Source organism: Streptomyces sp. NPDC006435 (genome assembly GCF_040612315.1).
In the GTDB taxonomy this organism is placed as follows: domain Bacteria; phylum Actinomycetota; class Actinomycetes; order Streptomycetales; family Streptomycetaceae; genus Streptomyces.
The window spans coordinates 199,746-223,221 of record NZ_JBEXPY010000004.1 but is presented as its reverse complement, the minus strand read 5'-3'; the positions used below and the strand labels follow the sequence as shown (position 1 = coordinate 223,221).

The window sequence follows — 23,476 nt, the reverse complement described above, 5'->3', positions numbered from 1 at the left end:
TTCTGGCCTCTCTGCAACTCTCTCGGCCGACGGGTTCCGGCTCCTACGCCGTACGCCCGGCGGTGGCGGTGGCCGGTGCCTCGTCGCGTGCGGGGCTCGGACCGTTCCTGTGTGCCTTGTGCGCCTGGTCGGTCAACTGCTTGACGGTGGACTTGCAGACGAACTCCTTGAGCTTCGCACCGGGTCCGCCCGCCAGGAGGAGCGGGATCGCGTGGTCGTTCCTGGTGGCGAACTGGAAGATCCCGGCGCGGCGGCCCAGGCTGAGGCACTGGCCGGCGAAGAGCAGCTTGAGGGGTGCGGGGCGCTCGCCCGCGATCCGGCTGAGCACCGTGCGGGCGGCGCGCGAACCCAACTGGCCCGCGGCCTGGCAGCTCATCCGGAACGGCATGTCGGCCGGTGCCGCCGCGTCCCCGGCCGCGATGATCCGTACGTCGTCGACACTGGTCAGCGTCTCGTCCGTGAGCAGGCGGCCCACGGCGTCGGTGCTCAGTCCGCTGCGGGCGGCCAGGTCCGGCACGCCGAAGCCGGTGGCCCAGACGGTGACCCGGCTGGGGAGTTCGCGGCCGTCGTCGAGCCGTACGGCGTCGGCGGTCACCGCCGTGACCCGTGCGCCGGGGCCCGCGACCACGGTCACACCGAGTCCGGCCAGGGTCCGGGCGACCGAGCGGCGGCCCCGGGGGTGCAGGTACGGGCCGAGCTCCTCGCCGCAGACCAGGGTCACGGACCGGCCCTGCTCGGCCAGTTCGGCCGCGGTCTCGATGCCGGTCGGGCCGGAGCCGACCACGGTCACCGGGGCCGTCGCGGGTGCGTCGGCGATGACCGGGCGCAGCCGCCGGGCCTCCTCCAGGGTGGCGATCGGGTGGGCGAACTCCGCCGCGCCGGGCACGTCCGGTTCGGCGCTGCCGCTGCCCACCGCGTAGACCAGGTAGTCGTAGCCGACCGTGTCGCCGCCCGCCAGTTCCAGCCGGCGCCCGGCCGCGTCGATCGTGGTGACGCTGTCGACCACCAGCCGGACGTTCCCGGCCAGGACCTCCCCGTAGCCGACGACCGCGTCGTCGTTCCCGCCGGCCAGCTGGTGCAGGCGGATGCGCTCGACGAACTCGGGGCGCGGGTTGACCATCGTCACGGTCACGTCGCCGCGGTGTGCCAGCCGGTTGGCCGCGGTGACGCCCGCGTAGCCCCCGCCGATGACGACCACGTCGGTGTTCTTGTTCATGGTGTCCACGTCTCCGTCCGTTCCGTCGGTCGCTTTCGGCATCAAGACACCGGGTGGGTGACGGCTGTGACGGGAAGTGAGGCAGGTCACTCCTGCCGCTGCGACGGCCGGAGGCCGCCCCTGCCGCTGCGGCGGCCGCGTACGCGGGTCGCGAAAGGCCCCGGGACCGCCGCCCGGACCGGGTGGGCGAGGGGTTGCGCATGAACAACCGCACGGTCCCTGTCAAGCTCATCGGCAGCAACGGGAACGTCCTGCGGGAACTGCCGCCGGGAGGCGGCATAGTGAGTGCCGACTGGTCGGCGGCATGGGCGATCCGTCTCTGCCGACGGACCGTCCGGCCTGACACGGGCGGTTCCGACGCGCAGTCGCCGATCCGGCGCGCAGGCACCGGGCGGCGGGCGCCCGGCCAGTGGGCCCGTCGGTGCGGGACCGGTGGGTCCGGGGCGGGCGGTGCGAGCCCGCCCCGGGCCCGCACCGCCCGCCCCGTGTACCGCCCGTTCCGTCCCCCGGCTCGTCACCTCGGCGGCAGGGGCGGGCGTCTGCGGTCCGGGACGCCGTCGTACGTCGGCGGGGTCGCCGCCGGTTGTGCGGCCAGCAGGTCCAGGGCCAGCCGCACCGCGTCGTCGAGCACCGCGTACCGGCCCTCGGCCCAGTCGAGGGGGGTGCGCAGGGCCTCCAGGTCAGGTTCGACGCCGTGGTTCTCGACCGACCAGCCGTACGTGTCGAACCAGGCGGCGTTCATCGGCACGGTGATCACCGTGCCGTCCACCAGCCGGTGCCGTCCCGTCATGCCGACCACGCCGCCCCAGGTCCGCTGGCCCACCACCGGGCCAAGCTTCAGCAGCCGGAACGCGGCGGTGATCATGTCGCCGTCGGAGGCCGTCGCCTCGTCGGCCAGGGCGACCACCGGGCCCCGGGGGGCGTTGGAGGCGTAACTGACGGGCTGGGCGTTGCGGGTGAGGTCCCAGCCGAGGATCGTGCGGGTCAGCTTCTCCACCACCAGCTCGCTGATGTTGCCGCCCGCGTTGCCGCGCACGTCGACGATCAGGGCCGGGCGGGACACCTCCAGGCGCAGGTCCCGGTTGAACTGGGCCCAGCCGGAGCCGCCCATGTCCGGGATGTGCAGGTAGCCGCACTTGCCGCCGCTCAACTCCCGTACGACCTCGCGGCGTTTGGCCACCCAGTCCTGGTAGCGCAGGGGGCGTTCGTCGACCAGCGGGACGACGGCGACGCGGCGGGAGCGACCTCCCTCGGCGGCCCGGAAGGTGAGCTCGACCGTGGTGCCGCCCGCCGCGGAAAGCAGCGGGTAGGGGCCCGCGACCGGGTCCACCGGGCGGCCGTCGACATGGGTGAGGACCGCGCCCTCCCGGATGCCCGTACCGGCCAGCGGGGAGCGGGCCTTGGAGTCGGAGGAGTCGCCGGGCAGGATGCGGCGGACCGTCCAGTCGCCGTCCCGGCACACCAGGTTCGCGCCGAGCAGGCCGATCGCCCGCTGGTAGTGCGGCGGGCCCTCGTTGCGGCGGGCCGGGGACACGTACGCGTGCGAGGTGCCCAGTTCGCCCAGGACCTCGCGCAGCAGGTCGGCGAAGTCGTCGGGGGAGGCGACCCGTTCGACGAGCGGGCGGTACTGGTCGAGCACGGCGTCCCAGTCGATGCCGCACATGTCCGGTTCCCAGAAGTACGCGCGGATGATGCGGCCGGCCTCCGCGTACGCCTGCCGCCACTCCGCGGGCGGCTCGACCTCGTGCAGGATGCGGCGCAGGTCCAGGTAGACCGTCGAGTCGCCGTCGGCGATCTCGGTCGCGGGCACGGCGCGCAGCTCGCCCTCGTCCATGACGACCAGCCGGGTGGCGTCGCCGCTGACCGCGAACCAGTCGAGGTGGGCGACGAGTTCGGTCTTGCGGGCCTTGGAGATGTTGAAGTGTTCGAGGGTGGGGCGGCCGGACATGTCCGCCGGGTTGGCGAAGGTCTCGCCGAGCGCCCCCGAGATCGGCCAGCGCAGCCAGACCAGCCCGCCGCCGCTCACCGGGTACAGGGCCGAGTACTTCGACGCGGAGACCGGGAACGGCGTCACCCGGCTCTCCAGGCCCTCGAACTCGACGGTGACCGTGGACGGCCCCTCGCCCGTGACGGCCTCCGGGACCTCGTCGACCGGGTCGAGGCCGCCCGCCGCCGGGCGGCCCTCGGGGGACAGGGCGAACGGGGAGGGGGTCGCCGAGGAGAGCGGCACCAGGTAGGGGCGGCAGCCCAGCGGGAAGGACAGGTCGCCGGTGTGGACGTCGTAGACCGGGTCGAAGCCGCGCCAGGAGAGGAAGGCGAGGTAGCGGCCGTCGCCCGTGAAGACGGGGTTCTCGTCCTCGAAGCGGCCGTTGGTGACGTCGACGATGACGGGGGCGCCGGTGCCCAGGATGCGGGCCAGCTTGATCTGCCGCAGCGAACGGCCGATCCCGGGGTGCGACCAGGTCAGCCAGGCGCCGTCCGGGGAGAACGCCAGGTCGCGGACCGGGCCGTTGATGGAGCGGATCAGCTCGGTGGGCTCGTCGGCGGCCTCCTCGTCGGTCTCCAGGATCAGCAGCCGGCCGTCATTGGTGGCGATGGCCAGGCGTTCGCCGTCCGGGTCGGCGACCATCTCCTCGACCCGGCCGATCCGGCCGGAGGCCAGCCGGCGCGGCTCGCGGTCGCCGCTGGCGCGCGGCAGCGAGGAGATCTCGACGGCGTCCGCGCCGTCCGCGTCCGTGACGTAGGCGACCTGGGCGCCGCTGCCGAGCATCTCGGGCAGCCGGACCCGGACGCCGGGGGTGTCGGCGATGGTCCGGGCGGGGCCGTCGCGGTGGGTGAGCCAGTACAGGCTGCCGCGCACGGCGACGGCGCTGGCCCGGCCCGTCTCGTCCACGGACAGCGAGTCGATGTTGCTGGCGGCCGGGATCTGGTACGTGCGCCGCCCGTTGCGCGGGCCGCCGAGGCGGACCTCCAGCTTCCGGGGCACCGCGTCCGGCGAGGCCAGGTCGTCCACCAGCCACAGGTCGCCCGCGCACTGGTAGACCACCCGGTGCCCGTCGCTGGAGGCGTGCCGGGCGTAGAAGGCGTCGTGGTCGGTGTGGCGGCGCAGGTCGCCACCGTCGGGCCGGCAGGAGTACAGGTTGCCGACGCCCTCGTGGTCGGAGAGGAACGCGATCCGCCCGGCGACGAACATGGGCGAGTCGAGATGGCCGCCGATGTCCGGGAGCAGCCGCTTGCCGTGCAGCCACAGGCGGCCGGTCGCGCCGCCCCGGTACCGCTTCCAGGAGGCCGGTTCGTGCGGCGGGGTGCCGGTGAGCAGCAGGGTGCGGCGTTCGCCCTCGACGTCGGCGATCGCGATGTCGGAGACCGGGCCCCAGGGCAGCCTGCCGCCGGGGCTGCCGTCCGTGTGCAGGGTGTGGGCCCAGGAGACGTGCGAGAACGGCTGGCCGTGCGAGGACACGGCGAGGATCTGGGCGGCGTCCCCGGCGTCGGGGGTCCAGCCGCAGACCCGGGCGTCGGTCGATCCCCAGTAGGTGAGCCGGCGGGCCGGGCCGCCCTCCACCGGGGCGAGGTGGATCTCGGGGTCGAGGCTGCGCCAGGTCGTGTAGGCGATGCGGCTCCCGTCGGGGGAGAAGCGCGGATGGCCGACCCTGGTCCGGTCGGCGGTCACCCGCCACGCGCGGCCGGGCCGCTCGCCCTCCGGCGCGAGAGGGGCGACCCACAGGTCGTCCTCGGCCGCGAAGCAGAGCAGGTCCTCGTGGAGGTGCGGGAAACGGAGATACGCGACGTCGTCACTCACCCTCCAATGCTTTCCGCGCGGAAGGGCCCCGGCAACTCGTGGTGCGGGGCGCGCCGGAGCACGGGGCGGGGCGTCGGAGCGGGGACGGGTCGGGGTGCGGGGGTGACGAGAGGGGGTGGTGCGGGCTCCGGCGGGGGCTGGGGTGAGGGAGTGCGGGCCCCGGCGGGGGCTTTGGCGCGGGCTCCGGCGCGGGCTTTGGCGCGGGCTGTGGTGCGGGCTGTGGTGCGGAACACAAGCGAAACGATTTCGTTTCGCTGGAGGGGCGGGTACCGTCGAGGTGTACGAAACAGTTTCGTTCGGTCGACTGGTGTTCGAGGCCGACCGGCGAGGCTCATGTGCGTACCCGGAACACTCGCGTACGCACTCCAGGACAGGAGGCCGGCACATGGCGCGCACCAGGCTCACGCCCGAGCGCGAGGGCGAGATGTACGCCGCCGTGCTCGACCTGCTCCGCGAGGTCGGCTACGACGCCCTGACCATGGACGCCGTCGCCGCCCGCACCCGTTCCAGCAAGGCCACCCTCTACCGCCAGTGGGGGAGCAAGCCCGAGCTGGTCGTCAAGGCTCTGCGGCACAACAAGCCGGTGTCCCTCCACGAGATCGACACCGGTTCGCTGCGCGGAGACTTCCACGCCGTGCTGAGCCGTACCGACGACTGTCAGATGGAGAAGGACTCCGCGCTGATGCGGGGCCTGAGCCATGCCGTCCACGAGAATCCCGATCTGTACGAGGCCCTGCGCGAGCTGCTGATCGAGCCGGAGATGACCGGCCTCGACCAACTGCTGCGCCGAGCCGTGGACCGGGGCGAGGTGCGTCCGGACAATCCGGCGCTGAAATACGTGTCACACATGCTGATCGGCGCCTTCGCCGCCCGGCAGCTGGTCGAGGACCGCTCCGTCGACCAGGCGTTCCTGATCGACTACGTCGACTCCGTGGTTCTCCCCGCTCTCGGAGTCTGAGGTACCGATTACCCGGACCGACCCCGCTCCCCGCGAGGCCGGTTCCCTCCCCTCGCACGGCCTTCTCCCCGCTCCACCTGACACGCCGCTCTCGTCGTCGGGCTGGTTCCACACGCCCTTTTTCACCCATACGACCTGACCGGGAGTACGCCCCCGTGGCCACATTCCTCTACAAACTCGGACGGCTCGCCTTCCGGCGCCGCCGCTACGTCGCCCTGGTCTGGGTGGCGCTGCTGGCACTCGCCGGATTCGGCGCGGCCTCCGCGTCCACCGCCACCTCCAGCTCCTTCTCGATACCGGGCACGGAGGCGCAGCGCGCCTTCGACCTGCTGGAACAGCGCTTCCCCGGAGCCAGCGCCGACGGCGCGACCGCCCGGGTCGTCTTCAAGGCACCCGGCGACGAGAAGATGACCGACCCGGCCAACAAGGCCGAGGTGAACGAGGTCATCGGAGACCTGAAGTCCGGATCGGACCAGATCGCCTCGGTCACCGACCCGTACACCGCCGGTGCCGTCAGCAAGGACGGTTCCACGGCGTACGTCTCGGTGTCCTACAAGGTCAACTCGATGGAGCTGACCGACGGGACCCGCGAGTCCCTGGAGGACGTGGGCCACGCGGCGCAGAAGAGCGGGCTGACCGTCGAGATCGGCGGCGACGCGCTCATGGTGATCCCCGAGACCGGGGCCACCGAGATCATCGGCGTCGCGGTCGCCGCGGTGGTGCTGGTCATCACCTTCGGCTCGCTGGTCGCGGCCGGGCTGCCGCTGCTCACCGCCCTGATCGGCGTCGGCGTCGGCGTCTCGACGATCACGGCGCTGGCGAACGTGCTGGACCTCGGCTCCACCACCTCCATCCTCGCGATGATGATCGGCCTCGCGGTCGGCATCGACTACGCGCTGTTCATCGTCTCCCGCTACCGTGCCGAGCTGGCCGAGGGCCGGGAGCGCGAGGAGGCGGCCGGGCGGGCCGTCGGCACGGCCGGGTCCGCGGTGGTCTTCGCCGGTCTCACCGTCGTCATCGCGCTGGCCGGCCTCGCGGTCGTGAACATCCCGATGCTGACGAAGATGGGCTTCGCCGCGGCCGGCACGGTCGTGATCGCCGTTCTCATCGCGCTCACCCTGGTCCCGGCGATGATGGGCTTCGCGGGCAAGCGGGTCATGGGCCGCAAGGCGCGCAAGGCCGCCGAGGCTTCGTCCGAGTCCTCGTCCGGGACCGAGGGCAAGCCGAACATGGGCACCCGCTGGGCGCGGTTCGTGCTGCGCAGGCCGGTGTGGGTGCTGCTGGTCGGCGTCATCGGCCTCGGCACGGTCGCCGTCCCGGCCGCGTCCCTGGAGATGGGCCTGCCCGACGAGGGCTCCCAGCCCACCAGCACCACCCAGCGGCGCGCCTACGACCTGCTCTCCGACGGCTTCGGCCCCGGCTTCAACGGCCCGCTGATGGTGGTCGTCGACACCGCGAAGAGCTCCGACGGCAAGGCCGCGGCCAAGCAGGTCTCCGACGAGATCTCCGGCATCGAGGGCGTCGTCGCCGTCACCCCGGCCCAGTTCAACAAGGCCGGCGACACCGCGATGATCACCGTCATCCCGAAGGACCGGCCCAGCTCCGTCGACACGGAGAACGTCGTCCACTCGATCCGTGACGCGGGCGAGGGCATCAAGTCCGACACCGGCGCGGAGGTCCTGGTCACCGGCTCCACGGCGATGAACATCGACTTCTCGCAGAAGATGAACGACGCGCTGCTGCCGTACCTGGCGCTCGTCGTCGGCCTCGCCTTCCTGCTCCTGATGCTGGTCTTCCGGTCGGTGCTGGTACCGCTGAAGGCGGCCCTGGGCTTCCTGCTCTCGGTCGTCGCGGCCCTGGGCGCGGTCGTCGCGGTCTACCAGTGGGGCTGGCTCGGCTCGCTCTTCGGTGTGGAGCAGACCGGCCCGATCATGTCGATGATGCCGATCTTCATGGTGGGCGTGGTCTTCGGCCTGGCCATGGACTACGAGGTCTTCCTCGTGACCCGGATGCGCGAGGCGTACGTCCACGGCGAGAAGCCCGGCCAGGCGATCGTCACCGGCTTCCGGCACGGCGCCCGGGTGGTGACGGCCGCGGCCGTGATCATGATGGCGGTCTTCGCCGGCTTCATCGGCTCCAGCGAGCAGATGGTCAAGATGATCGGCTTCTCGCTCGCCATCGCCGTCTTCTTCGACGCGTTCGTGGTCCGCATGGCGATCGTGCCCGCGGTCCTCGCCCTGCTCGGGAAGCGCGCCTGGTGGCTGCCGAACTGGCTGGACCGGATCCTGCCGAACGTGGACGTGGAGGGCGAGAAGCTGCGCGAGCAGCTCGGCGAGACGTCCGCCGGGGGCCACGGATCCGGCGGCGGCGACGCCGAGGGCGACCGCGAGCTGGCCCGGGTCTGAGCCGGACCCCGGGGCATCGGGCCCCGGGGCCTCCGGGCCGGTCCCCGAGGGGCCGGTCCGGATCGGGAAGGAGACTCCGGGCCCTCGGGTCCGGATCGGGAAAGAGACTCCGGGGCCGCGTCCGAGCGGGACGCGGCCCCGGAAGCACCGGTTACCTGTGGGGACGGGGACCGGGGCGACAGCGGAAGCCCCCGTGCGAGCGGCACGGGGGCTTCCGCCATGGGGGCTTGCGCCGAGTGGGTGGACCTGGCGGGGCGCCGGGTGAACGGGTCACGCGGGGACGTCGTGCGGCTGCCGTCCCCCGATGCCCTCGTCGTCGGCGTTCCCGTCGTGGGTGCGGTGCAGGAAACGGATCAGCGGCGCGTTGTCGAACTGCACCACCTCGACGCCCTTCTCCGAGTGGAGCTCCACGACCAGCTGGGTCCGCCCGCACGGCCACACCCGGACGCCGTCGCGCTCGGCGGGGGAGAGCAGACCGCGTTCCAGCAGGTCACGGCCGAAGGACCAGTCGATGCCGCCGGGGAAGGCGACGTGGACGGTGCGGGGGTCGTCGTCGGCGTCGTACAGCAGGTCGACCGGCACCGCCGGAAGGTCGGGGGTGTCGTTGACGAGCCAGGCCTCGGCCTGTTCATGGATCACGGGGGGCATGGCCGATTCCTCCTGTGTTTTCTCCTCTGCCATCAAATGTCGCACATTTTGCGCCAAGGGCACGGGTGTTTTGCGCCAGGGGGGTGGGCGGTCAATTGTGATGAAGGCGCTCTTGCGAGGGCTTTGCAACAAGCCCCTATCATTGAGCGGTTCACGACATGTCCGCAGCAACAGCGGGGTCGCAGGAAGCGGAGCTCTGCCATGCATGTACCCGACGGTTTCATCAACGCACCCGTCTCGGCCGTCACCGGGGTCGTCGCCGCCGGGGCCGTGGCGGTCGGCCTGCGGGGCGCCCGACGGGAACTGGACGAGCGCACCGCGCCGCTGGCCGGCCTCGTCGCCGCGTTCGTCTTCGCCGTGCAGATGCTGAACTTCCCGGTCGCGGCCGGCACCAGCGGACACCTGCTGGGCGGGGCGCTCGCCGCGATCCTGGTCGGGCCGTACACCGGGATGCTCTGCATAGCCGTCGTCCTGCTCATGCAGGGCGTCCTCTTCGCCGACGGCGGCCTCACCGCGCTCGGCGTGAACGTGCTCGTCATGGGCGTCGTCACCGTCGTCGTCGCGTACGCCCTCTTCCGCGGGCTGCTCGGCCTGCTGCCGCGCACCCGGCGCTCCGTGACCGTCGCGTCCTTCGTCGCCGCCCTGGTCTCCGTACCGGCCGCGGCCGCCGCCTTCACGCTGATCTACTGGATCGGCGGCACCACCGACATCGCGATCGGCAAGGTCTTCACCGCGATGGTCGGGGTCCACACCCTGATCGGCATCGGTGAGGCCGTGATCACCGCGCTGACCGTCGGCGCCGTCATCGCCGTACGCCCCGACCTGGTCCACGGCGCCCGCGGCCTCACCGCACCGCTCAAGCTCCGGATCGACGGCGAACTGGTCGACGCCCCCGCCGCGCGGCCCGCCGCCCCGGCCGCCACCCGCTCCCCCCGCGCCCTGTGGGCCACCGGCCTGGTCACCGCCCTCGTGCTGGCGGGCTTCGTCTCCTTCTACGCCTCCTCGAACCCCGACGGACTGGAGAAGGTCGCCGCCGACAAGGGCATCGACGAGAAGGTCGAGGAGCACGCCGCCAAGGACTCCCCGCTCGCCGACTACGGCGTCAAGGACGTCTCCGACGCCCGGATCTCCGGCGGCCTCGCCGGGGTGATCGGGGTCGGCGTCACGATCGCGGTCGGCAGCGGCGTCTTCTACGTCGTCGCCCGTCGCCGCCGCACCCCGGACGCCCCCGACGCCACCGCGCACGACCGCGAGACCGTCTGACCGGACCCGGCCGCCCCGCGGGAACCGCCGGTACGAGCAGTACGGAACACGCACCACGCAGCACGCAGCACGGAACACACAGAAAGCCGTCTGACATGGGCGCAGGCCACGCACACAAGCTCTACCGGCACGGGCACTCGCCGGTCCACCGCCTGCCACCGCACTGCAAACTCGTCGCCGCCCTCGGCTTCGTCGTGGTCGTCGTCTCCACGCCGCGCGAGGCGGTGTGGGCGTTCGCGCTGTACGCCGTGCTGATCGGCGCCGTCGCAGCCCTGGCCCGCATCCCGGCGGGCTTCCTGCTCAAGCGCCTGCTCGTCGAGGTGCCGTTCGTCGCGTTCGCGCTGCTCATGCCGTTCGTGGTGCCCGGTGAACAGACCCACGTCCTCGGCCTCTCCGTCAGCGTCCCCGGCCTCTGGGGCGCCTGGAACGTCCTCGCCAAGGGCACCCTCGGCGTCGCCGCCTCCGTGCTCCTGGCCTCCACCACCGAACTGCGCGCCCTGCTGCTCGGCCTCCAGCGGCTCAGGCTGCCCCCGCTGCTCGTCCAGATCGCCTCCTTCATGATCCGGTACGGCGACGTGATCACCGACGAGATGCGCCGGATGTCGATCGCCCGCCGCTCCCGGGGCTTCGAGGCCCGCGGCGTACGGCAGTGGGGCGTCCTGGCCAAATCGGCGGGCGCCCTGTTCATCCGGTCGTACGAGCGCGGCGAACGCGTCCACCTCGCGATGGTCAGCCGCGGCTACACCGGCTCCATGCCGGTCATCGACGAGGTGACGGCCTCCCGGACCCAGTGGGCGCAGGCTGCCGCCCTCCCCGTTCTCGCCCTCGTCGTGTGTCTGCTGGGGTGACTCCACCCACGACTGAAGTCGCAAGCTTCCTGCGTTGGTGGCTGAGCACCGTCGCAGAGGACCAGCCCGGCCCTGTGCAGGACGTTCAGTGCGCCCACGCGGTCAGCGTTTTCGATCAGGCCGCAGTTGACACATTCGAACTTTGCTTGGGTGGCGCGATTCTCCTTCGCGACGTGCCCGCATCCGGGGCAGGTGCGGGAGGTGTTGCGGGCGTCCACCGGAATCACGCGGCGAGCGGCGCTTTCAGCCTTCTGCGCCAGGATTCCGAGGAACTGTCCCCAACCTGCGTCGAGGATGCTGCGGTTCAAGCCCGCTTTGGCGGCGGCACCGTTCGGCAGGGAGTCGCCGGGCTGTTCGGGGTCGGGCTTGGGTGCCGGGGCTTTGGTCATCCCGGCGATGTTCAGCTTCTCGTGCCCGATCACGTCGTGCTTGCGGACCAGGGCGAGAGCGGTCTTGTGGTGGTGGTCCAGGCGCTGCCGCCGGATCCTGGTGTGCAGCTTGGCGACCTTGCGGGCCGCGGCGCGGTGTTTCTTCGTCCGGCGCTCGGTGCGCTTGGGGAACGCCGAAAGGTGCTGCTGCGCGGCTGTCAACTCATCCACCGCCGACTGGAGGAAGCGAGGGTTCGGCTCGTGGCTGCCGTTGGAGTCGGTGAAGAAGTGCACTGTGCCCATGTCGATGCCGATGATCGATCCGGTTGTGGGCAGGGGCTTGGCGGGCACTTCGTCACAGGTGAGGACCACGTACCAATGTGTGTCTTCACGCTTGACGCTGATTGTCCTCACCCGGCCTTGCACGGGGCGGTGCCGGTGCACCCGGACATGCCCGATGCCTTGGATGCGCACGCGGGTCTGGCGGTCGTGCGGGGTGGAGTCCCAGCGGCAGCCGTCCCCGTTCCTGGGGAACTCGACCGTGTCGAAGTGTCCGACGCCCTTGAACCTCGGGTAGCCGGGTGTCCGACCGGCCTTCACGCGCCGGAAGAACGCGGCGAACGCCTTGTTCAACCGCCGCAACGTCGCCTGCTGCGAGCTGAACGACCAGCGGCCTTGCCGCTCCGGGTCGAAGGCGCGGATCTCCTTGAGCTGGGCGGACTGCTGCCCATAGGTAATCGATGTCTTCGAGCCGTGCCGGCAGGCGTCCCGGCGCTCCTGCAACGCTCCGTTGTACAGCGAACAGTGGTCCCGCAGCATTTCCGTCAGGGCCTGGGTTTGGCGGACGGTGGGCCGAAGGCGGAACTTGTATGCGCGAATCACGCCTTACGCCTCCGCTCCATGCGAAGGGCTTCAGCCAGGAGGATGCACGAGGCGGCATTGATCGAGATTCCCGCCGCGTCGGCGTACTCCTCGACCTGCCGCTTCAAGTCTGGGGGGACCCGCAGATTCAGCGACTCCCGGCGATCACCTCTAGCCACAACCAAAATGCTACCACTCCTGACAGTGAATCACATCTGAGACCAGTGCTGCGCGGCGGAGCTGTGCAGCACTGGATTCGATTCCCTCTCCGGCTGAAGCCGGAGGTCCCCTCGAAAGGGCTTCGATGGACCGTATGAGCACCCCCACCGCCCCCGCCCCGTCCCTGGAGGTCAGCGGCCTCGCGTACGCCTACCCCGACGGCCACCAGGCCCTGTTCGGGGTGGACCTGACGGTCGCCAGGGGCGAACGCGTCGCCCTGCTCGGCCCGAACGGCGCCGGCAAGACCACCCTCGTCCTCCACCTCAACGGCATCCTCGACGCCGGGGCGGGCACCGTCCGCGTCGCCGGACTCCCCGTCGAGAAGCGCAACCTCGCCGAGATCCGCCGCCGCGTCGGCATCGTCTTCCAGGACCCCGACGACCAGCTCTTCATGCCCACCGTCCGCGAGGACGTCGCCTTCGGCCCCGCCGCCTCCGGACTGCGCGGCGCCGAACTGGAGGAACGCGTCGTCGAGGCCCTGAAGCAGGTCGGCATGGAGGAGTACGCGGACCGGCCGCCGCACCACCTCTCCTTCGGCCAGCGCCGCCGCGTCGCCGTCGCCACCGTCCTCGCCATGCGGCCGGAGATCCTCGTCCTCGACGAGCCGTCCTCCAACCTGGACCCGGCCTCGCGGCGCGAGCTCGCCGACATCCTGCGCTCCCTGGACGTCACCGTGCTCATGGTCACCCACGACCTGCCGTACGCCCTGGAGCTCTGCCCGCGCTCGGTGATCCTCAGCGAGGGCGTCATCGCCGCCGACGACCGCACCCAGGACCTGCTCTGCGACGAGAAGCTGATGCGCGCCCACCGCCTGGAGCTGCCCTTCGGCTTCGACCCGCGCTCCGTGAGCGTCCCGCAGCCGTGAACGCGCCGTGTTCCGGGACCGTGAACGCGCCGCGTTCCGCGGGCGTTCCGCGCCCGTGAACGTGTTGCGTTCCGCGCTCGTGAACGTGCCGTGACCATGAACAACGGGTGACCCGGCCCCCGCCCCGCCCGCGCGGGGATGCACCATGGGGGGATGAGCGGGAGCGCGGGAGCAGACGTGGACGTACGCGGCACGGTGGCGGCCGGATTCGAACCGGTCCGGGACGCGTTCGTCCGCAACTTCGAGCAGCGCGGCGAACGCGGCGCCGCCGTCGCCGTCTACCGGGACGGGCACAAGGTCGTCGACCTGTGGGCCGGCACGAGGGACGTGGACGGCGCCGAACCCTGGGCCGTCGACACCGTGCAGGTCGTCCGCTCGGCGGGCAAGGGCATCGCCGCCGCCGTACCGCTGCTGCTGCACCAGCGCGGCCAGGTCGACCTCGACGCCCCCGTCGGCACGTACTGGCCGGAGTTCAAGACGGCCGGCAAGGAACGCGCCCTCGTCCGGCACCTGCTGTCCCACCGGGCCGGACTCCCCGCGCTCGACTGCCCGCTGACCCCCTCCGAGGCGGCCGACGGGAACTCCGGACCGCAGGCCGTCGCCGCCCAGCGCCCCCAGTGGGAACCCGGCACCGACCACGGCTACCACGCCCAGACCTACAGCTGGCTCGTCGGCGAACTGGTGCGCCGGGTCACCGGCCGAACCATCGGCCGGTGGATCGCCGAGGAGATCGCCCGCCCCCTCGGCCTGGACTTCTGGTTCGGTCTCCCGGCCGACGAGACGCACCGGGTGGGCCGGATCGGGCCCGTCGAACCGCCCGCCGACGGGAACGGCGCCCTGCGGCTGCGCCCCAAGCGCTCCGTCACCGAGGCGTACCGCGACCCGCAGTCCCTCACCCGCCGCGCCTTCGGCGCCATCGACCCGCTGCCCGACGAGAACGACCCCGGCTACCGGGCGGCCGAACTCCCCGCCTCCAACGGCATCTCCACCGCCCGCGCCCTGGCCCGCTGCTACGCCGCGATGATCGGACCGGTCGACGGCCACCGGCTGTTCGCCCCCGCCACCCTCACCCTGGCCCGCACCGAGGAGTCGGCGGGCCCGGACCGGGTCCTGGTCGTCAACACCCGTTTCGGACTCGGCTACATGCTCCACGGGCCGGCGGCCCCGCTGCTGGCCCCCGGCTCCTTCGGCCACCCCGGCCGGGGCGGCTCCCTCGGCTTCGCCGACCCCGAATCCGGCATCGCGCTGGGCTATGTGACGAACGGTCTGCAGAAAGGAGTCACCGCCGACCCCCGTGCCCAGGCCCTGGTCAGGGCAGTACGGTCGGCGCTATGACTCCTCCTCGCCCCACAACTCCCGCGCACCCCGCCGGTCCACGATTCGACGGACACGTCGCGCTCATCACCGGAGCCGGCCAGGGCATCGGCGCCGCCACGGCCCGCCGACTGGCCGCCGAGGGCGCCCGGGTCCTGGTCACCGACCTGGACGGCGACCGCGCCGAACGCACCGCCGAGGCGATACGCGGGACGGGCGGCACCGCCGAGGCGCTGCCCTGCGACGTGGGCGACCGGGCGGCGGTCGAGGCCGCGGTGGCCCACGCCGCCGCCCGCTTCGGCCGGCTCGACGTGCTGGTGAACAACGCGTACTCCTGCTCCTCGGACCTCCCGCTCTTCGAGGACGAGCCGGACGAGGCATGGGAACGCGACCTGGACATCTCGCTCTCCGGCCCGTACCGCTGCTCCCGCGCCGCGCTCCCGCACCTGATCGCCTCCGGCCGGGGCGCGATCGTCAACATCGGTTCGGTCAACGGCGAACAGGACTTCGGCAACCACGGCTACAGCGCGGCCAAGGCGGGCCTGGCCAGCCTGACCCGCACCCTCGCCGGGCACGCCGGGCCGCGCGGTGTGCGCGTCAACCTGGTCGCCCCCGGCACGGTCCGCACGGACGCCTGGGCGGGCCAGGACGTGGCGCTGGCCCGGGTCAGCCGCATCTACCCGCTCGGCCGGGTCGGCGAGCCGGACGACATCGCCTCCGCCGTCGCCTTCCTCGCCTCCCGCGACGCGGCCTGGATCACGGGCACCACACTGCGGGTGGACGGTGGGCTCACGGCCACGAACTACGGCTTCCAGCACGCGATTTCGGGGGAGTAGGCACTGCTTTTCGGCCTCCTTCCCCGGCACCCCGGAGCGGAACGACAGTTTCGTGCCGGGGTGCCCCCATCCGGTTGTCCCGGCCCCGCCAGGAAGGAAGGATTCGTTCCGAGGACCGACGGGGAAGGGATCGACCGGCATGGCACGGAAGACGATAGGGAAGGTGGCCGCACTGGCCGCGGCACTCGCGCTGGTGTGGTTCGGCTGGTCGGCCTTCTTCGACGAGGAGGAGGAGCCGTTCGTCACCTACCACTACCGGGCCATGTGCGAGGAGCCCCAGGAGTTCTCCCAGGCGGCACCGCGCTCCGGCAAGGGCCCCCGCCCCGTGGTCATCGACGGCTACTGGCCCGAGGCGGACTCCGGCCCGGACAAGCCGACCGCCGCGGACCTCCGGGTCTGGTACCCCACGAAGCCGGAGACGGTACAGCTTGTCGCCTGCGTCGAACGCACCGGCCGGGGCGAACAGGTGAAGCGCTGTGTCTACCAGACCGTGCCCGACGCCATCGGCGGCACCGGCAGCGGCGAGACCAGGCAGCACCCGTTCTCCCTCTACCTCTACAAGGGCGTCTACGAGGTGACCGTGTACGAGGCCGCGACCGGCAAACGGCTGGGCAGCAAGGAGATCCACGGGGAAAGCTTCCGGTCGGACGATCCGAACGGATCGGCGGCCGACCCGTGCCCGCCGCGCACCATCGCCCCGAAGCCGGGCGAGGACGACGAGAAGGAGTCGGATCCGTCGGTCGCCCAGCTCCGCGAGTTCCTCGACCCGTACGTACTCGGCTGACGTGCTCGGCTGACGTGCTCGGCCGAACCGGCGCGCGGATCAGGTCACTTCGACCGCTCGCGCACGTCCACCACGGTTCCGCCGGCGTGCTCGATCAGCGTCTTCGGGTCGAGCGGGAAGACCGTGTGCGGGGTGCCCGCCGCCGCCCACACCACGGCGTGGTCCAGCAGTCCGCGGTCGGCCAGCACCCGGGTCCTCGTACGGTGACCGAAGGGCGGCACGCCCCCGATCGCGTAACCGGTCGTCTCCCGGACCAGGCCGGCGTCGGCCCGCCCGACCTTCCCGGCACCCAGCTCCACGCGCACGCGCTCCACGTCGACCCGCGAGGAGCCGTCCATCAGGACCAGCACCGGTACGCCGTCGGCCTGGAAGACCAGTGACTTGACGATCTCGCCGAGCCCGCAGCCGATCGCGGCGGCGGCCTCGGCGGCGGTCCGGGTGGCCTCCGGGAACTTGCGGATCTCGACGTCGAGGCCCAGCTCCCGCAGGGCCTCGGCGAATCGGGGGTGGGCCTCGGCGGCGGCCGTGTCGGCGGTGTCGGCGGTGGTGTCGGTGGTGTCGGGAGTGCTCATGCCCCGCACGCTAGCGAACGCGGTGCGGGGCGGGCGACGGAGTTGCCGGGACACGCGCCGGTGTTCCGGGCCCCGTACCCGGCTCAGGGACCGGCGCGCAGGACCGCCGCGACCACCGGGCCCGCCGCGTCGCCGCCGTGGCCACCGGCCTTGACGACCGCGGCGGCGGCCAGGTCGTTGCTGAAGCCGGTGAACCAGCTGTCGGACGTCTCCTGGTTGTCCACCTCCGCCGAGCCCGTCTTGGCGCCCTTGTCGCCGCCGACCGTGGACATCGCCGCCTTGGCGGTGCCCCAGGCCGCCGTCTGGCGCATCATCTCGGTCAGCTGCCGGGAGACGTTCGGGGACAGCGACCTGGCGGCGGTGGCGATCGTCCGGCCGTCGAGGTCCCGGTCCACGAGGATCGGCTGGCGGAAGGTGCCGGTCCGCGCGGTGGCGGTGATGGACGCCACGTTGAGGGCGTTCATCTGGACCGTGCCCTGGCCGATGTACTGGGCCGCCGCCTCGCCGCCGGTCGCCTCGGGGACGCTGCCGTCGTAGGTCACCACGCCCGTCTGCCAGTTCAGGCCGATGCCGAAGACCTCACGGGCCTCCTTGGCGAGCGCGGCGTCGTCCTTCGTGTCGTCGATCAGCTTGATGAAGGCCGTGTTGCAGGACCGGGCGAAGCTGGTCGTCAGGGTGCCCCGCGGGATGTCGAAGTTGTCCAGGTTGTGGAAGGTGCGGCCCTGGTACATCGCGGTCTTCGGGCACTCGATCGGTTGGCCCGCCGAGGCGAGGCCCTTCTCGATCAGCATCGCGGCGGTCACGATCTTCATCGTCGAACCGGGCGCCTGCTTGCCCTGCAGCGCCGCGTTGAAGCCGTTGGCCGGGCTGTTGGCGATGGCGCGGATCGCACCCGTGGACGGCCGGACCGCGACCACCGACGCCTGCCCGAACCGCTTCACCGCCGTCTCGGCCGCCGCCTGGATCCCGGCGTCCAGGGTGGTCACCAGCTTCCCCGGCCTGCCCTTGGTGAGCGTCAGCAGGGTCTTGTCGGGGGTCTTCCCGTCCGCGTTCTCGATCCGGGTCTCGATGCCCGCGGTGCCGCCGGCCTTCTCGCCGTACTTCTCGCGCAGCGCGTCCAGGACCGGCCCCAGCGAGGGGTACTTCTCCTTGGTGAGCACCTTGCCGTTGTGGTCGACCGCCTCGATCGCCGGGGCCGACGCCTCGCCCGTCCTCAGCGACGCGCCGTCCGCCAGGTCCGGGTGGATCACCGTGGGGGACCAGTCCACCAGCGGCCTGCCGGTGGTCAGGCCGCGCACCACGGTCAGTTCGGAGGCGTACGACCAGGGCTTGGACTTCCCCCCGAACGACACGGTCGCCTTCACCGTGTACGGCACCTTCGAGCCGACCGCCCGGCCCGGAGTGATCACCGCCTCGGTGACGTGGGCCTGCTCGCGGTAGGCGGCGAGGGCCGGTCCGGCCTCGCCCGCGTTGTTGGTCAGCTGGGACGCGGCGGCCGAGTCGCCGCCCGCCCACGCCTTCAGGAACTCCTTCGACGCCTCGCCGATCTCCTCCTCGGTGACCGGCCCCGTCTTCACCTCGGCGGACGCGGAACGGCTGTCCGTACCCCCGCCGCCACCGTCCAGATCGTCCAGGATGTTGTACGCCCCGTACCCCACCCCGCCGACCACGACCGCGAATATTCCGCCGACCACGGCGACCTTCGCTCCACTGCGCATCCTGCAGTCCCCTCCCCAGGAGCCCCCTTGAACGTGTTCAAGGGGATGCTGGTCGGCACCCTACGGGAGGGGAGGGACGGCTGAGACGGTTGTTATGGGAACGGGATACGCGATGCGTGCCCCTTGAACGCACAGGCCGGACAAGCGGTTCGGGCGATGGGCATTCCGTTGCGGAACTTCATGTTTAAGTTGATTCGTGCACTGGTCGGTTGATTCGTGCACTGGTCGGGCGAGATGACCTGCTGGGCCAGGAGCAGTGCCAGTGGGCCGCCCCGGAGCAGGAAACGCGCTTCGGCGGCGGCCCGGATCGCGTCGGTCACGGGCCACCGCATCGGCTTGAAGTCCGCTTTGCCGGGCGTGAGTTGCTGGGGACCACAGGTGAGTCCTTCGACCGGGAAGGACTGATGCGGGTGGGGGAGTCGAGGGTGATGGCGTAGGAGACCGGACGGACGTACGAGCTCGATCGCGTCGCGCTTGAACTCGTCAATGCTTGGACGACGGTCCTCTCGTTTGACAACGCAAGCTCGGAGTCGTCCTCTGGGAAGAGGACGCACGCGTATGTGCCGCCACTGAAAGCAGCCGAATCCGACTGCTGAGCTTCAGCTCGTGGCGATTCCAAGAGCCCGAAATGAGCTGGCCCGTGGGCCATACCCGTGGGCACAAAAACCAGCCAGGGCCGGCACCTCGTCGCGGGCGCCACCATCAACACACGACTGGAACGGACGGAGAGAAAGATGAGAAAGGTACTCGGACTAGCTGCGTCGGCGTTTTTGGTGGCTGGAGGGGTGGGCCTCACGGCGACTCCGGCATCTGCGGTCCCCACGGCAGCGTGCTCGTTGGCACCTGCGGGCGTCGGCCAGTTCACGTTGGACGGCAGCGGCTTCCTCGCGAATGCTCCGGTCAACATCTTGAAGAATGGAGCGCTTCAGGCAGTCACCACGACAAACGCTGCCGGGGCGTTCACCGTAGGGGCGGTGCGTGGCAACTTCACGGCCGTCAGCGGTGGAGCTTCCACGACATGCGCGGATCCGTTCGTCACCGAGGATGAACAGAAAACAGAAATCGGGCAAAGCTTCGATCAGGGCTTCAAGGACGGTCAAGTCGCAGGCAAGGCGGCGGCGCAGAGCACGAATTGCGGGACACCGCAAGTCCGACAGAGCCTGGTCCAGAGTGTCTACGCGGACGGCTACAGAGCAGGGTTCACCAGTGCCTTCGAAGCTGCCTGTGCCCCAGGACAAGGCCAGGGCCAGGGCCAGGGCCAAGGCCAAGGTCAGGGTCAGGGCCAGGGGCAAGGTCAGGGCCAGGGCAACATCGGTCGGAACCGCTGAAGGGGCGGGGCTGGGAATTGGGCATCAGCCACCTCGCCAGTTCCCGACTCCACTCGGGTTTGCACCCCTCGCCATGGCGAGGGGTGCAAACCCGAGCGGCTCGTTCGCGCGACGCCCGCCCGCGACACACGGCGTAGTTCGAAGACGAGAGTCCCGGGCCCGCTGTGGTGCTGATGACCATTCACCCGGGGCGCCTCGGATGGCACGGACGTGACAGATGACGCGGAGTCAACTGTGCCCCTTCGGGAGGTGCGGGCGCCGATGCCGCTGCCCGTCATGTCGGTTGTTGCGAGGCGGGCACAGCCGCCGCAGGCCGGCTAATACCCCAGGCTTGATTTGTGAATTAGGAACGATATCGAAGATGCGGAGGGAAGGGGTGCGGAGGAAGATTTGAGGGGGAGAATTCCAGGAGGTCCCATGAAGAGGATGAAGCAACGAATCGCTGCTCTTGGTGCGTCGATCGCCATGGCAGGTGTCGGTCTTGCGGCAACAGCGCCCCGGGCGAGCGCCGATCCACCGACTCCCCCCGACCCTGTCAGCGTCAGCGTTTTGCCGGGAATCGGCGTGAAAATCACATGGCCGCACTCCGATGCGGAGTTGCTTCACAACTACGCAGTCGGCGATGGCAGCACCAGCGAGTTCGTGCCCGCCAACACCAATACGTACGTTTGGGGAGATATTTCTCCGGGGGAGCACAAATGTTTCCAAGTGGAAGTTCAAACCGAGAGTGAATACGGTGCAAGCGGCTGGTCCGCGCCCGAGTGCATTACGATGCCGAAGTAACTCTCGGGGCATTTATTGGTCTCGATCTTTCGTGAGGGTCTGCCGACGGAGTCGGTGGGCCCTTTCGCTTTCAGGAGCTGGTGGTGGGCAGGCCGACGGCCCGGCTGTCGCGTCGGTGGGCGCCGGGTTCCACTGTCCGGGGCGGGTGCGCCGCCCGTTCCCGGGCGGCGCGTTCCGGCCGGGAGGTCAGCGGGGTGCCGGGGCGAGCCAGGGCTGTCGTCCCGGGCCGGTCGGGTGGGTGCCGGTGACACCCATGACCACCGAGTAGAGGCTGGTCTCGGCGGTGATGAAGAGGCGGTTGCGCTTGGCGCCGCCCCAGGAGATGTTGGCGACCGTCTCGGGGACGTTCAGACGGCCGATCAGGGTGCCGTCGGGGTCGTAGCAGTGCACGCCGTCGTCCATCGCGGCGGCCCAGAGCCGGCCGCCGTCGTCGAAGCGGAGGTTGTCGAAACGGGCCTTCTCGCGGGCCCCCGCCTCGGCGAAGACCTCGCCGTCCGACAGCGTGCCGTCGTCCCGCACGTCGAAGACGCGGATGAACCCGGCCCGGGTGTCGGAGACGAACAACCGCCGCTCGTCCGCCGAGAAGACCAGCCCGTTCGGGGCGCCGAAGCAGTCGGCGACCAGGCGTACCTCGCCGGTGGCCGGGTCGATCCGGTAGACGTTGTTGGAGCCGATCTCGCTCTGCGCGCGGTAGCCCTCGTAGTCGCTGGTGATACCGAAGTCCGGGTCGGAGAACCAGATCGAGCCGTCGGACTTCACCGCCGCGTCGTTCGGGCTGTTCAGGCGCCTGCCCTGCCAGCGGTCGGCCAGCACCGTGACCGTGCCGTCGTGCTCGGTGCGGGTCACCCGGCGGTTGCCCTGCTCGCAGGTGATCAACCGGCCCTCGCGGTCGAGGGTGTTGCCGTTGGTGTGTCCGGCCGAGCGGCGGAAGACGCCGACCGCACCGGTCTCCTCGTCCCACCGCAGCATCCGGTCGTTGGGGATGTCGCTCCAGATCACCTGACGCCAGGCGGGCAGATAGACCGGGCCCTCGGCCCAGCGGCAGCCGGTGTACAGGACCTCCAGCGCGTCGTCGCCGTTCATGCACCGCCCGGTACGGAACCGGTCGTCGAACATCTCGTACAGCCCGGGTCGTTCACCGCTCACAGGGTCCACTCCTTGCGAAAGACACCGTACGCCGAATGAAAATCGGCACAAGGCGAAGATTGCAAGATGAGATATGGTCACCGCAAGGGGAATCCGAACGGAGAGTTGTGGATCACATAGACCGCGAGCTGCTGGACCTGCTCCAGCAGGACGCCACCCAGTCCTACGCCGCGCTGGGGCAGGCCGTCGGCCTGTCCGCCGGCGCCGCCCACGAGCGGGTGCGGAAGCTGCGCGAGCGCGGCGTCATCCGGCGCACCACGGCCGAGGTGGACCCGGTCGCCGTGGGCGGCGCCGTCCTGGCCTACGTGATGGTCGACTCGACGTCCTGGATGGGCGATTCGGCGCAGGACTTCGCCGCGCTCCCCGAGATCCTGGAGGCGCACGTCATCGCCGGCAGCGCCTCGGTGCTGGTGAAGGTCAGGACTGCGACCACCGAGCAGCTCCAGGACGTGCTGCGCCGGATCTACGCCATCGACGGGGTCAGCGGGACGCAGGCCACGGTGGTCCTGGAGACCTTCTTCGAGCGGCCGCTCTCGCCGCTCGAAGCCGATCCGGCCCGAATCCGGGAGGAAGGCCCTAGGGGACGGTGAGCACGATCTTGCCGGTGGTGCGGCCCGTCTCGCCGAGCGCGTGCGCGCGGGCCGCGTCCGCGAGCGGGAAGACGGCCTCGACGTGGGCGCGCAGGGAGCCGGCGGCGACCAGGTCGGCGACGGCGTTCATGCCGGCGTGGTCGGCCTCGACGAGCAGGGTCCTGACGCGGACCCCGCGGGCGGTGGCCCTCGCCGCCTCGTCGGGGTCGGTCCCCGGCAGGAGCGACACGAGGATACCGCCCGGCCGCAGGACGTCGAGGGAACGGGCGCGGGTGTCGCCGGACAGGGGGTCGAGCACCACGTCGACGTCCCGGACGGCGTCGCGGAAGTCGGTGGTGCGGTAGTCGACGACCTCGTCCGCGCCGAGCGAGCGCACGAAGTCGTGCTTGGGGGCGCTGGCGGTGCCGATCACGTACGCGCCGCGGGACTTGGCGATCTGGACGGCGAGGTGGCCGACCCCGCCGGCCGCCGCGTGGACCAGGACGCGCTGCCCCGGCCGCACGTCCGCGGTGTCGACGAGCGCCTGGTGGGCGGTGAGGGCGGCGAGCGGCAGGGCGCCGGCCCGGACGTGGTCGATGCCGGCGGGCTTGCGGGCGAAGGCGCGGGCGGGGCCCGTCACGTACTCGGCGTGGGAGCCGACACCGTGCGGGTAGGGCAGCATCCCGAAGACCTCGTCGCCCGGCTCGAACAGGGTGACGCCGAAGCCGACGGCCTCGACGACGCCGGACACGTCCCAGCCGAGGACGAGCGGCAGGCGGTCCAGGAAGAGACCGGCGGCGCGGTGCTTCCAGTCGGTCGGGTTCACCCCGGCGGCGCGCACGGCGACGAGGATCTGTCCCGGGCCGGGCACGGGCCGCGGCAGCACGACCTCCTTCAGCACCTCGGGGGCGCCGTGGGTGTCCTGGCCGATGGCTCGCATGGTGGTGGAGTTCGTCATGTGCCCCAGCCTCGCCCC

At 71.3% G+C, this 23,476-nt stretch carries 20 protein-coding genes; 11 read left to right on the top strand and 9 right to left on the bottom strand.

The window, feature by feature from the left end:
• Window positions 1–43: 43 nt before the first annotated feature.
• Together ABZZ04_RS06995 and ABZZ04_RS06990 are read right to left on the bottom strand one after the other, a co-directional pair.
• A complete protein-coding gene (locus ABZZ04_RS06995; RefSeq protein ID WP_356931145.1) occupies window positions 44–1,216 on the bottom strand; it encodes an FAD-dependent oxidoreductase in 1,173 nt (390 codons plus the stop codon).
• Between the two features lie 514 nt (window positions 1,217–1,730).
• Complete coding sequence (locus ABZZ04_RS06990) at window positions 1,731–5,015, bottom strand: S41 family peptidase (RefSeq protein ID WP_356931144.1); 3,285 nt, start codon at window positions 5,013–5,015, stop codon at window positions 1,731–1,733.
• Window positions 5,016–5,400: 385 nt separating this feature from the next.
• On the opposite strand from ABZZ04_RS06990, the gene ABZZ04_RS06985 reads away from it, so the two are divergent.
• Both ABZZ04_RS06985 and ABZZ04_RS06980 read left to right on the top strand, forming a co-directional pair.
• The gene (locus ABZZ04_RS06985; protein WP_356931143.1) at window positions 5,401–5,973 is read left to right on the top strand and encodes a TetR/AcrR family transcriptional regulator; all 573 of its coding nucleotides are present in this window, start codon (window positions 5,401–5,403) and stop codon (window positions 5,971–5,973) included.
• Window positions 5,974–6,128: 155 nt separating this feature from the next.
• Window positions 6,129–8,378, top strand: a complete 2,250-nt coding sequence (locus ABZZ04_RS06980) for an MMPL family transporter (RefSeq protein WP_356931142.1) — start codon at window positions 6,129–6,131, stop codon at window positions 8,376–8,378.
• 270 nt (window positions 8,379–8,648) lie between these two features.
• On the opposite strand, the gene ABZZ04_RS06975 is transcribed toward ABZZ04_RS06980, so the two are convergent.
• Window positions 8,649–9,026: an SsgA family sporulation/cell division regulator gene (locus ABZZ04_RS06975; RefSeq protein WP_356931141.1), complete on the bottom strand. Its 378-nt coding sequence runs from the start codon at window positions 9,024–9,026 to the stop codon at window positions 8,649–8,651.
• A gap of 201 nt (window positions 9,027–9,227) precedes the next feature.
• Here ABZZ04_RS06975 and ABZZ04_RS06970 point away from each other — a divergent pair, with 201 nt between their 5' ends.
• Together ABZZ04_RS06970 and cbiQ are read left to right on the top strand one after the other, a co-directional pair.
• A complete protein-coding gene (locus ABZZ04_RS06970; protein ID WP_356931140.1) occupies window positions 9,228–10,289 on the top strand; it encodes an energy-coupling factor ABC transporter permease in 1,062 nt (353 codons plus the stop codon).
• A 95-nt stretch (window positions 10,290–10,384) separates the two neighbouring features.
• A complete protein-coding gene (gene cbiQ / locus ABZZ04_RS06965; protein WP_356931139.1) occupies window positions 10,385–11,137 on the top strand; it encodes a cobalt ECF transporter T component CbiQ in 753 nt (250 codons plus the stop codon).
• Here cbiQ and ABZZ04_RS06960 read toward each other — a convergent pair.
• Together ABZZ04_RS06960 and ABZZ04_RS06955 are read right to left on the bottom strand one after the other, a co-directional pair.
• Window positions 11,029–12,387 (bottom strand): transposase, encoded by a 1,359-nt coding sequence (locus ABZZ04_RS06960; protein WP_356931138.1) that lies wholly within the window; start codon window positions 12,385–12,387, stop codon window positions 11,029–11,031. The two genes, cbiQ and ABZZ04_RS06960, sit on opposite strands and share 109 nt — an antisense overlap.
• Window positions 12,384–12,545: a toxin-antitoxin system HicB family antitoxin gene (locus ABZZ04_RS06955; RefSeq protein ID WP_356931137.1), complete on the bottom strand. Its 162-nt coding sequence runs from the start codon at window positions 12,543–12,545 to the stop codon at window positions 12,384–12,386. The genes ABZZ04_RS06960 and ABZZ04_RS06955 overlap by 4 nt, the downstream gene beginning before the upstream one ends.
• A gap of 134 nt (window positions 12,546–12,679) precedes the next feature.
• On the opposite strand from ABZZ04_RS06955, the gene ABZZ04_RS06950 reads away from it, so the two are divergent.
• The 4 genes from ABZZ04_RS06950 to ABZZ04_RS06935 all read left to right on the top strand — a co-directional run bounded on the left by ABZZ04_RS06950 (window position 12,680) and on the right by ABZZ04_RS06935 (window position 16,384).
• Entirely contained in the window at window positions 12,680–13,450 is a 771-nt protein-coding gene (locus tag ABZZ04_RS06950) for an ABC transporter ATP-binding protein (protein ID WP_356931136.1), read from the top strand.
• A gap of 177 nt (window positions 13,451–13,627) precedes the next feature.
• The gene (locus tag ABZZ04_RS06945; RefSeq protein ID WP_356931273.1) at window positions 13,628–14,785 is read left to right on the top strand and encodes a serine hydrolase domain-containing protein; all 1,158 of its coding nucleotides are present in this window, start codon (window positions 13,628–13,630) and stop codon (window positions 14,783–14,785) included.
• Window positions 14,782–15,600, top strand: a complete 819-nt coding sequence (locus ABZZ04_RS06940; RefSeq protein ID WP_356931135.1) for an SDR family NAD(P)-dependent oxidoreductase — start codon at window positions 14,782–14,784, stop codon at window positions 15,598–15,600. The genes ABZZ04_RS06945 and ABZZ04_RS06940 overlap by 4 nt, the downstream gene beginning before the upstream one ends.
• A 139-nt stretch (window positions 15,601–15,739) precedes the next feature.
• Complete coding sequence (locus ABZZ04_RS06935; protein ID WP_356931134.1) at window positions 15,740–16,384, top strand: hypothetical protein; 645 nt, start codon at window positions 15,740–15,742, stop codon at window positions 16,382–16,384.
• A gap of 44 nt (window positions 16,385–16,428) precedes the next feature.
• On the opposite strand, the gene ABZZ04_RS06930 is transcribed toward ABZZ04_RS06935, so the two are convergent.
• Window positions 16,429–16,956, bottom strand: coding sequence for a YbaK/EbsC family protein (locus tag ABZZ04_RS06930; RefSeq protein WP_356931133.1), 528 nt, complete (start codon window positions 16,954–16,956; stop codon window positions 16,429–16,431).
• Between the two features lie 83 nt (window positions 16,957–17,039).
• Window positions 17,040–18,674: a penicillin-binding transpeptidase domain-containing protein gene (locus tag ABZZ04_RS06925; RefSeq protein WP_356931132.1), complete on the bottom strand. Its 1,635-nt coding sequence runs from the start codon at window positions 18,672–18,674 to the stop codon at window positions 17,040–17,042.
• 734 nt (window positions 18,675–19,408) lie between these two features.
• Here ABZZ04_RS06925 and ABZZ04_RS06920 point away from each other — a divergent pair.
• Together ABZZ04_RS06920 and ABZZ04_RS06915 are read left to right on the top strand one after the other, a co-directional pair.
• Window positions 19,409–20,002, top strand: a complete 594-nt coding sequence (locus ABZZ04_RS06920; RefSeq protein WP_356931131.1) for a hypothetical protein — start codon at window positions 19,409–19,411, stop codon at window positions 20,000–20,002.
• Window positions 20,003–20,419: 417 nt separating this feature from the next.
• Window positions 20,420–20,785, top strand: a complete 366-nt coding sequence (locus tag ABZZ04_RS06915) for a fibronectin type III domain-containing protein (RefSeq protein WP_356931130.1) — start codon at window positions 20,420–20,422, stop codon at window positions 20,783–20,785.
• Between the two features lie 186 nt (window positions 20,786–20,971).
• On the opposite strand, the gene ABZZ04_RS06910 is transcribed toward ABZZ04_RS06915, so the two are convergent.
• A complete protein-coding gene (locus tag ABZZ04_RS06910; protein ID WP_356931129.1) occupies window positions 20,972–21,931 on the bottom strand; it encodes an SMP-30/gluconolactonase/LRE family protein in 960 nt (319 codons plus the stop codon).
• A gap of 107 nt (window positions 21,932–22,038) precedes the next feature.
• On the opposite strand from ABZZ04_RS06910, the gene ABZZ04_RS06905 reads away from it, so the two are divergent.
• Entirely contained in the window at window positions 22,039–22,521 is a 483-nt protein-coding gene (locus tag ABZZ04_RS06905) for an Lrp/AsnC family transcriptional regulator (protein ID WP_356931128.1), read from the top strand.
• Here ABZZ04_RS06905 and ABZZ04_RS06900 read toward each other — a convergent pair.
• Window positions 22,508–23,458: an NADP-dependent oxidoreductase gene (locus tag ABZZ04_RS06900; protein WP_356931127.1), complete on the bottom strand. Its 951-nt coding sequence runs from the start codon at window positions 23,456–23,458 to the stop codon at window positions 22,508–22,510. The two genes, ABZZ04_RS06905 and ABZZ04_RS06900, sit on opposite strands and share 14 nt — an antisense overlap.
• Window positions 23,459–23,476 lie beyond the last annotated feature (18 nt).

Bases quoted from the DNA above. Each gene is read 5' to 3' on its own strand.
- ABZZ04_RS06950 (WP_356931136.1), top strand. From the start codon at position 12,680: ATGAGCACCCCCACCGCCCCCGCCCCGTCCCTGGAGGTCAGCGGCCTC.
- ABZZ04_RS06935 (WP_356931134.1), top strand. From the start codon at position 15,740: ATGGCACGGAAGACGATAGGGAAGGTGGCCGCACTGGCCGCGGCACTC.
- ABZZ04_RS06975 (WP_356931141.1), bottom strand. From the start codon at position 9,026: ATGCCCCCCGTGATCCATGAACAGGCCGAGGCCTGGCTCGTCAACGAC.
- ABZZ04_RS06900 (WP_356931127.1), bottom strand. From the start codon at position 23,458: ATGACGAACTCCACCACCATGCGAGCCATCGGCCAGGACACCCACGGC.
- ABZZ04_RS06970 (WP_356931140.1), top strand. From the start codon at position 9,228: ATGCATGTACCCGACGGTTTCATCAACGCACCCGTCTCGGCCGTCACC.
- ABZZ04_RS06940 (WP_356931135.1), top strand. From the start codon at position 14,782: ATGACTCCTCCTCGCCCCACAACTCCCGCGCACCCCGCCGGTCCACGA.
- ABZZ04_RS06995 (WP_356931145.1), bottom strand. From the start codon at position 1,216: ATGAACAAGAACACCGACGTGGTCGTCATCGGCGGGGGCTACGCGGGC.
- ABZZ04_RS06985 (WP_356931143.1), top strand. From the start codon at position 5,401: ATGGCGCGCACCAGGCTCACGCCCGAGCGCGAGGGCGAGATGTACGCC.
- ABZZ04_RS06920 (WP_356931131.1), top strand. From the start codon at position 19,409: ATGAGAAAGGTACTCGGACTAGCTGCGTCGGCGTTTTTGGTGGCTGGA.
- ABZZ04_RS06930 (WP_356931133.1), bottom strand. From the start codon at position 16,956: ATGAGCACTCCCGACACCACCGACACCACCGCCGACACCGCCGACACG.
- ABZZ04_RS06915 (WP_356931130.1), top strand. From the start codon at position 20,420: ATGAAGAGGATGAAGCAACGAATCGCTGCTCTTGGTGCGTCGATCGCC.
- ABZZ04_RS06925 (WP_356931132.1), bottom strand. From the start codon at position 18,674: ATGCGCAGTGGAGCGAAGGTCGCCGTGGTCGGCGGAATATTCGCGGTC.
- cbiQ (WP_356931139.1), top strand. From the start codon at position 10,385: ATGGGCGCAGGCCACGCACACAAGCTCTACCGGCACGGGCACTCGCCG.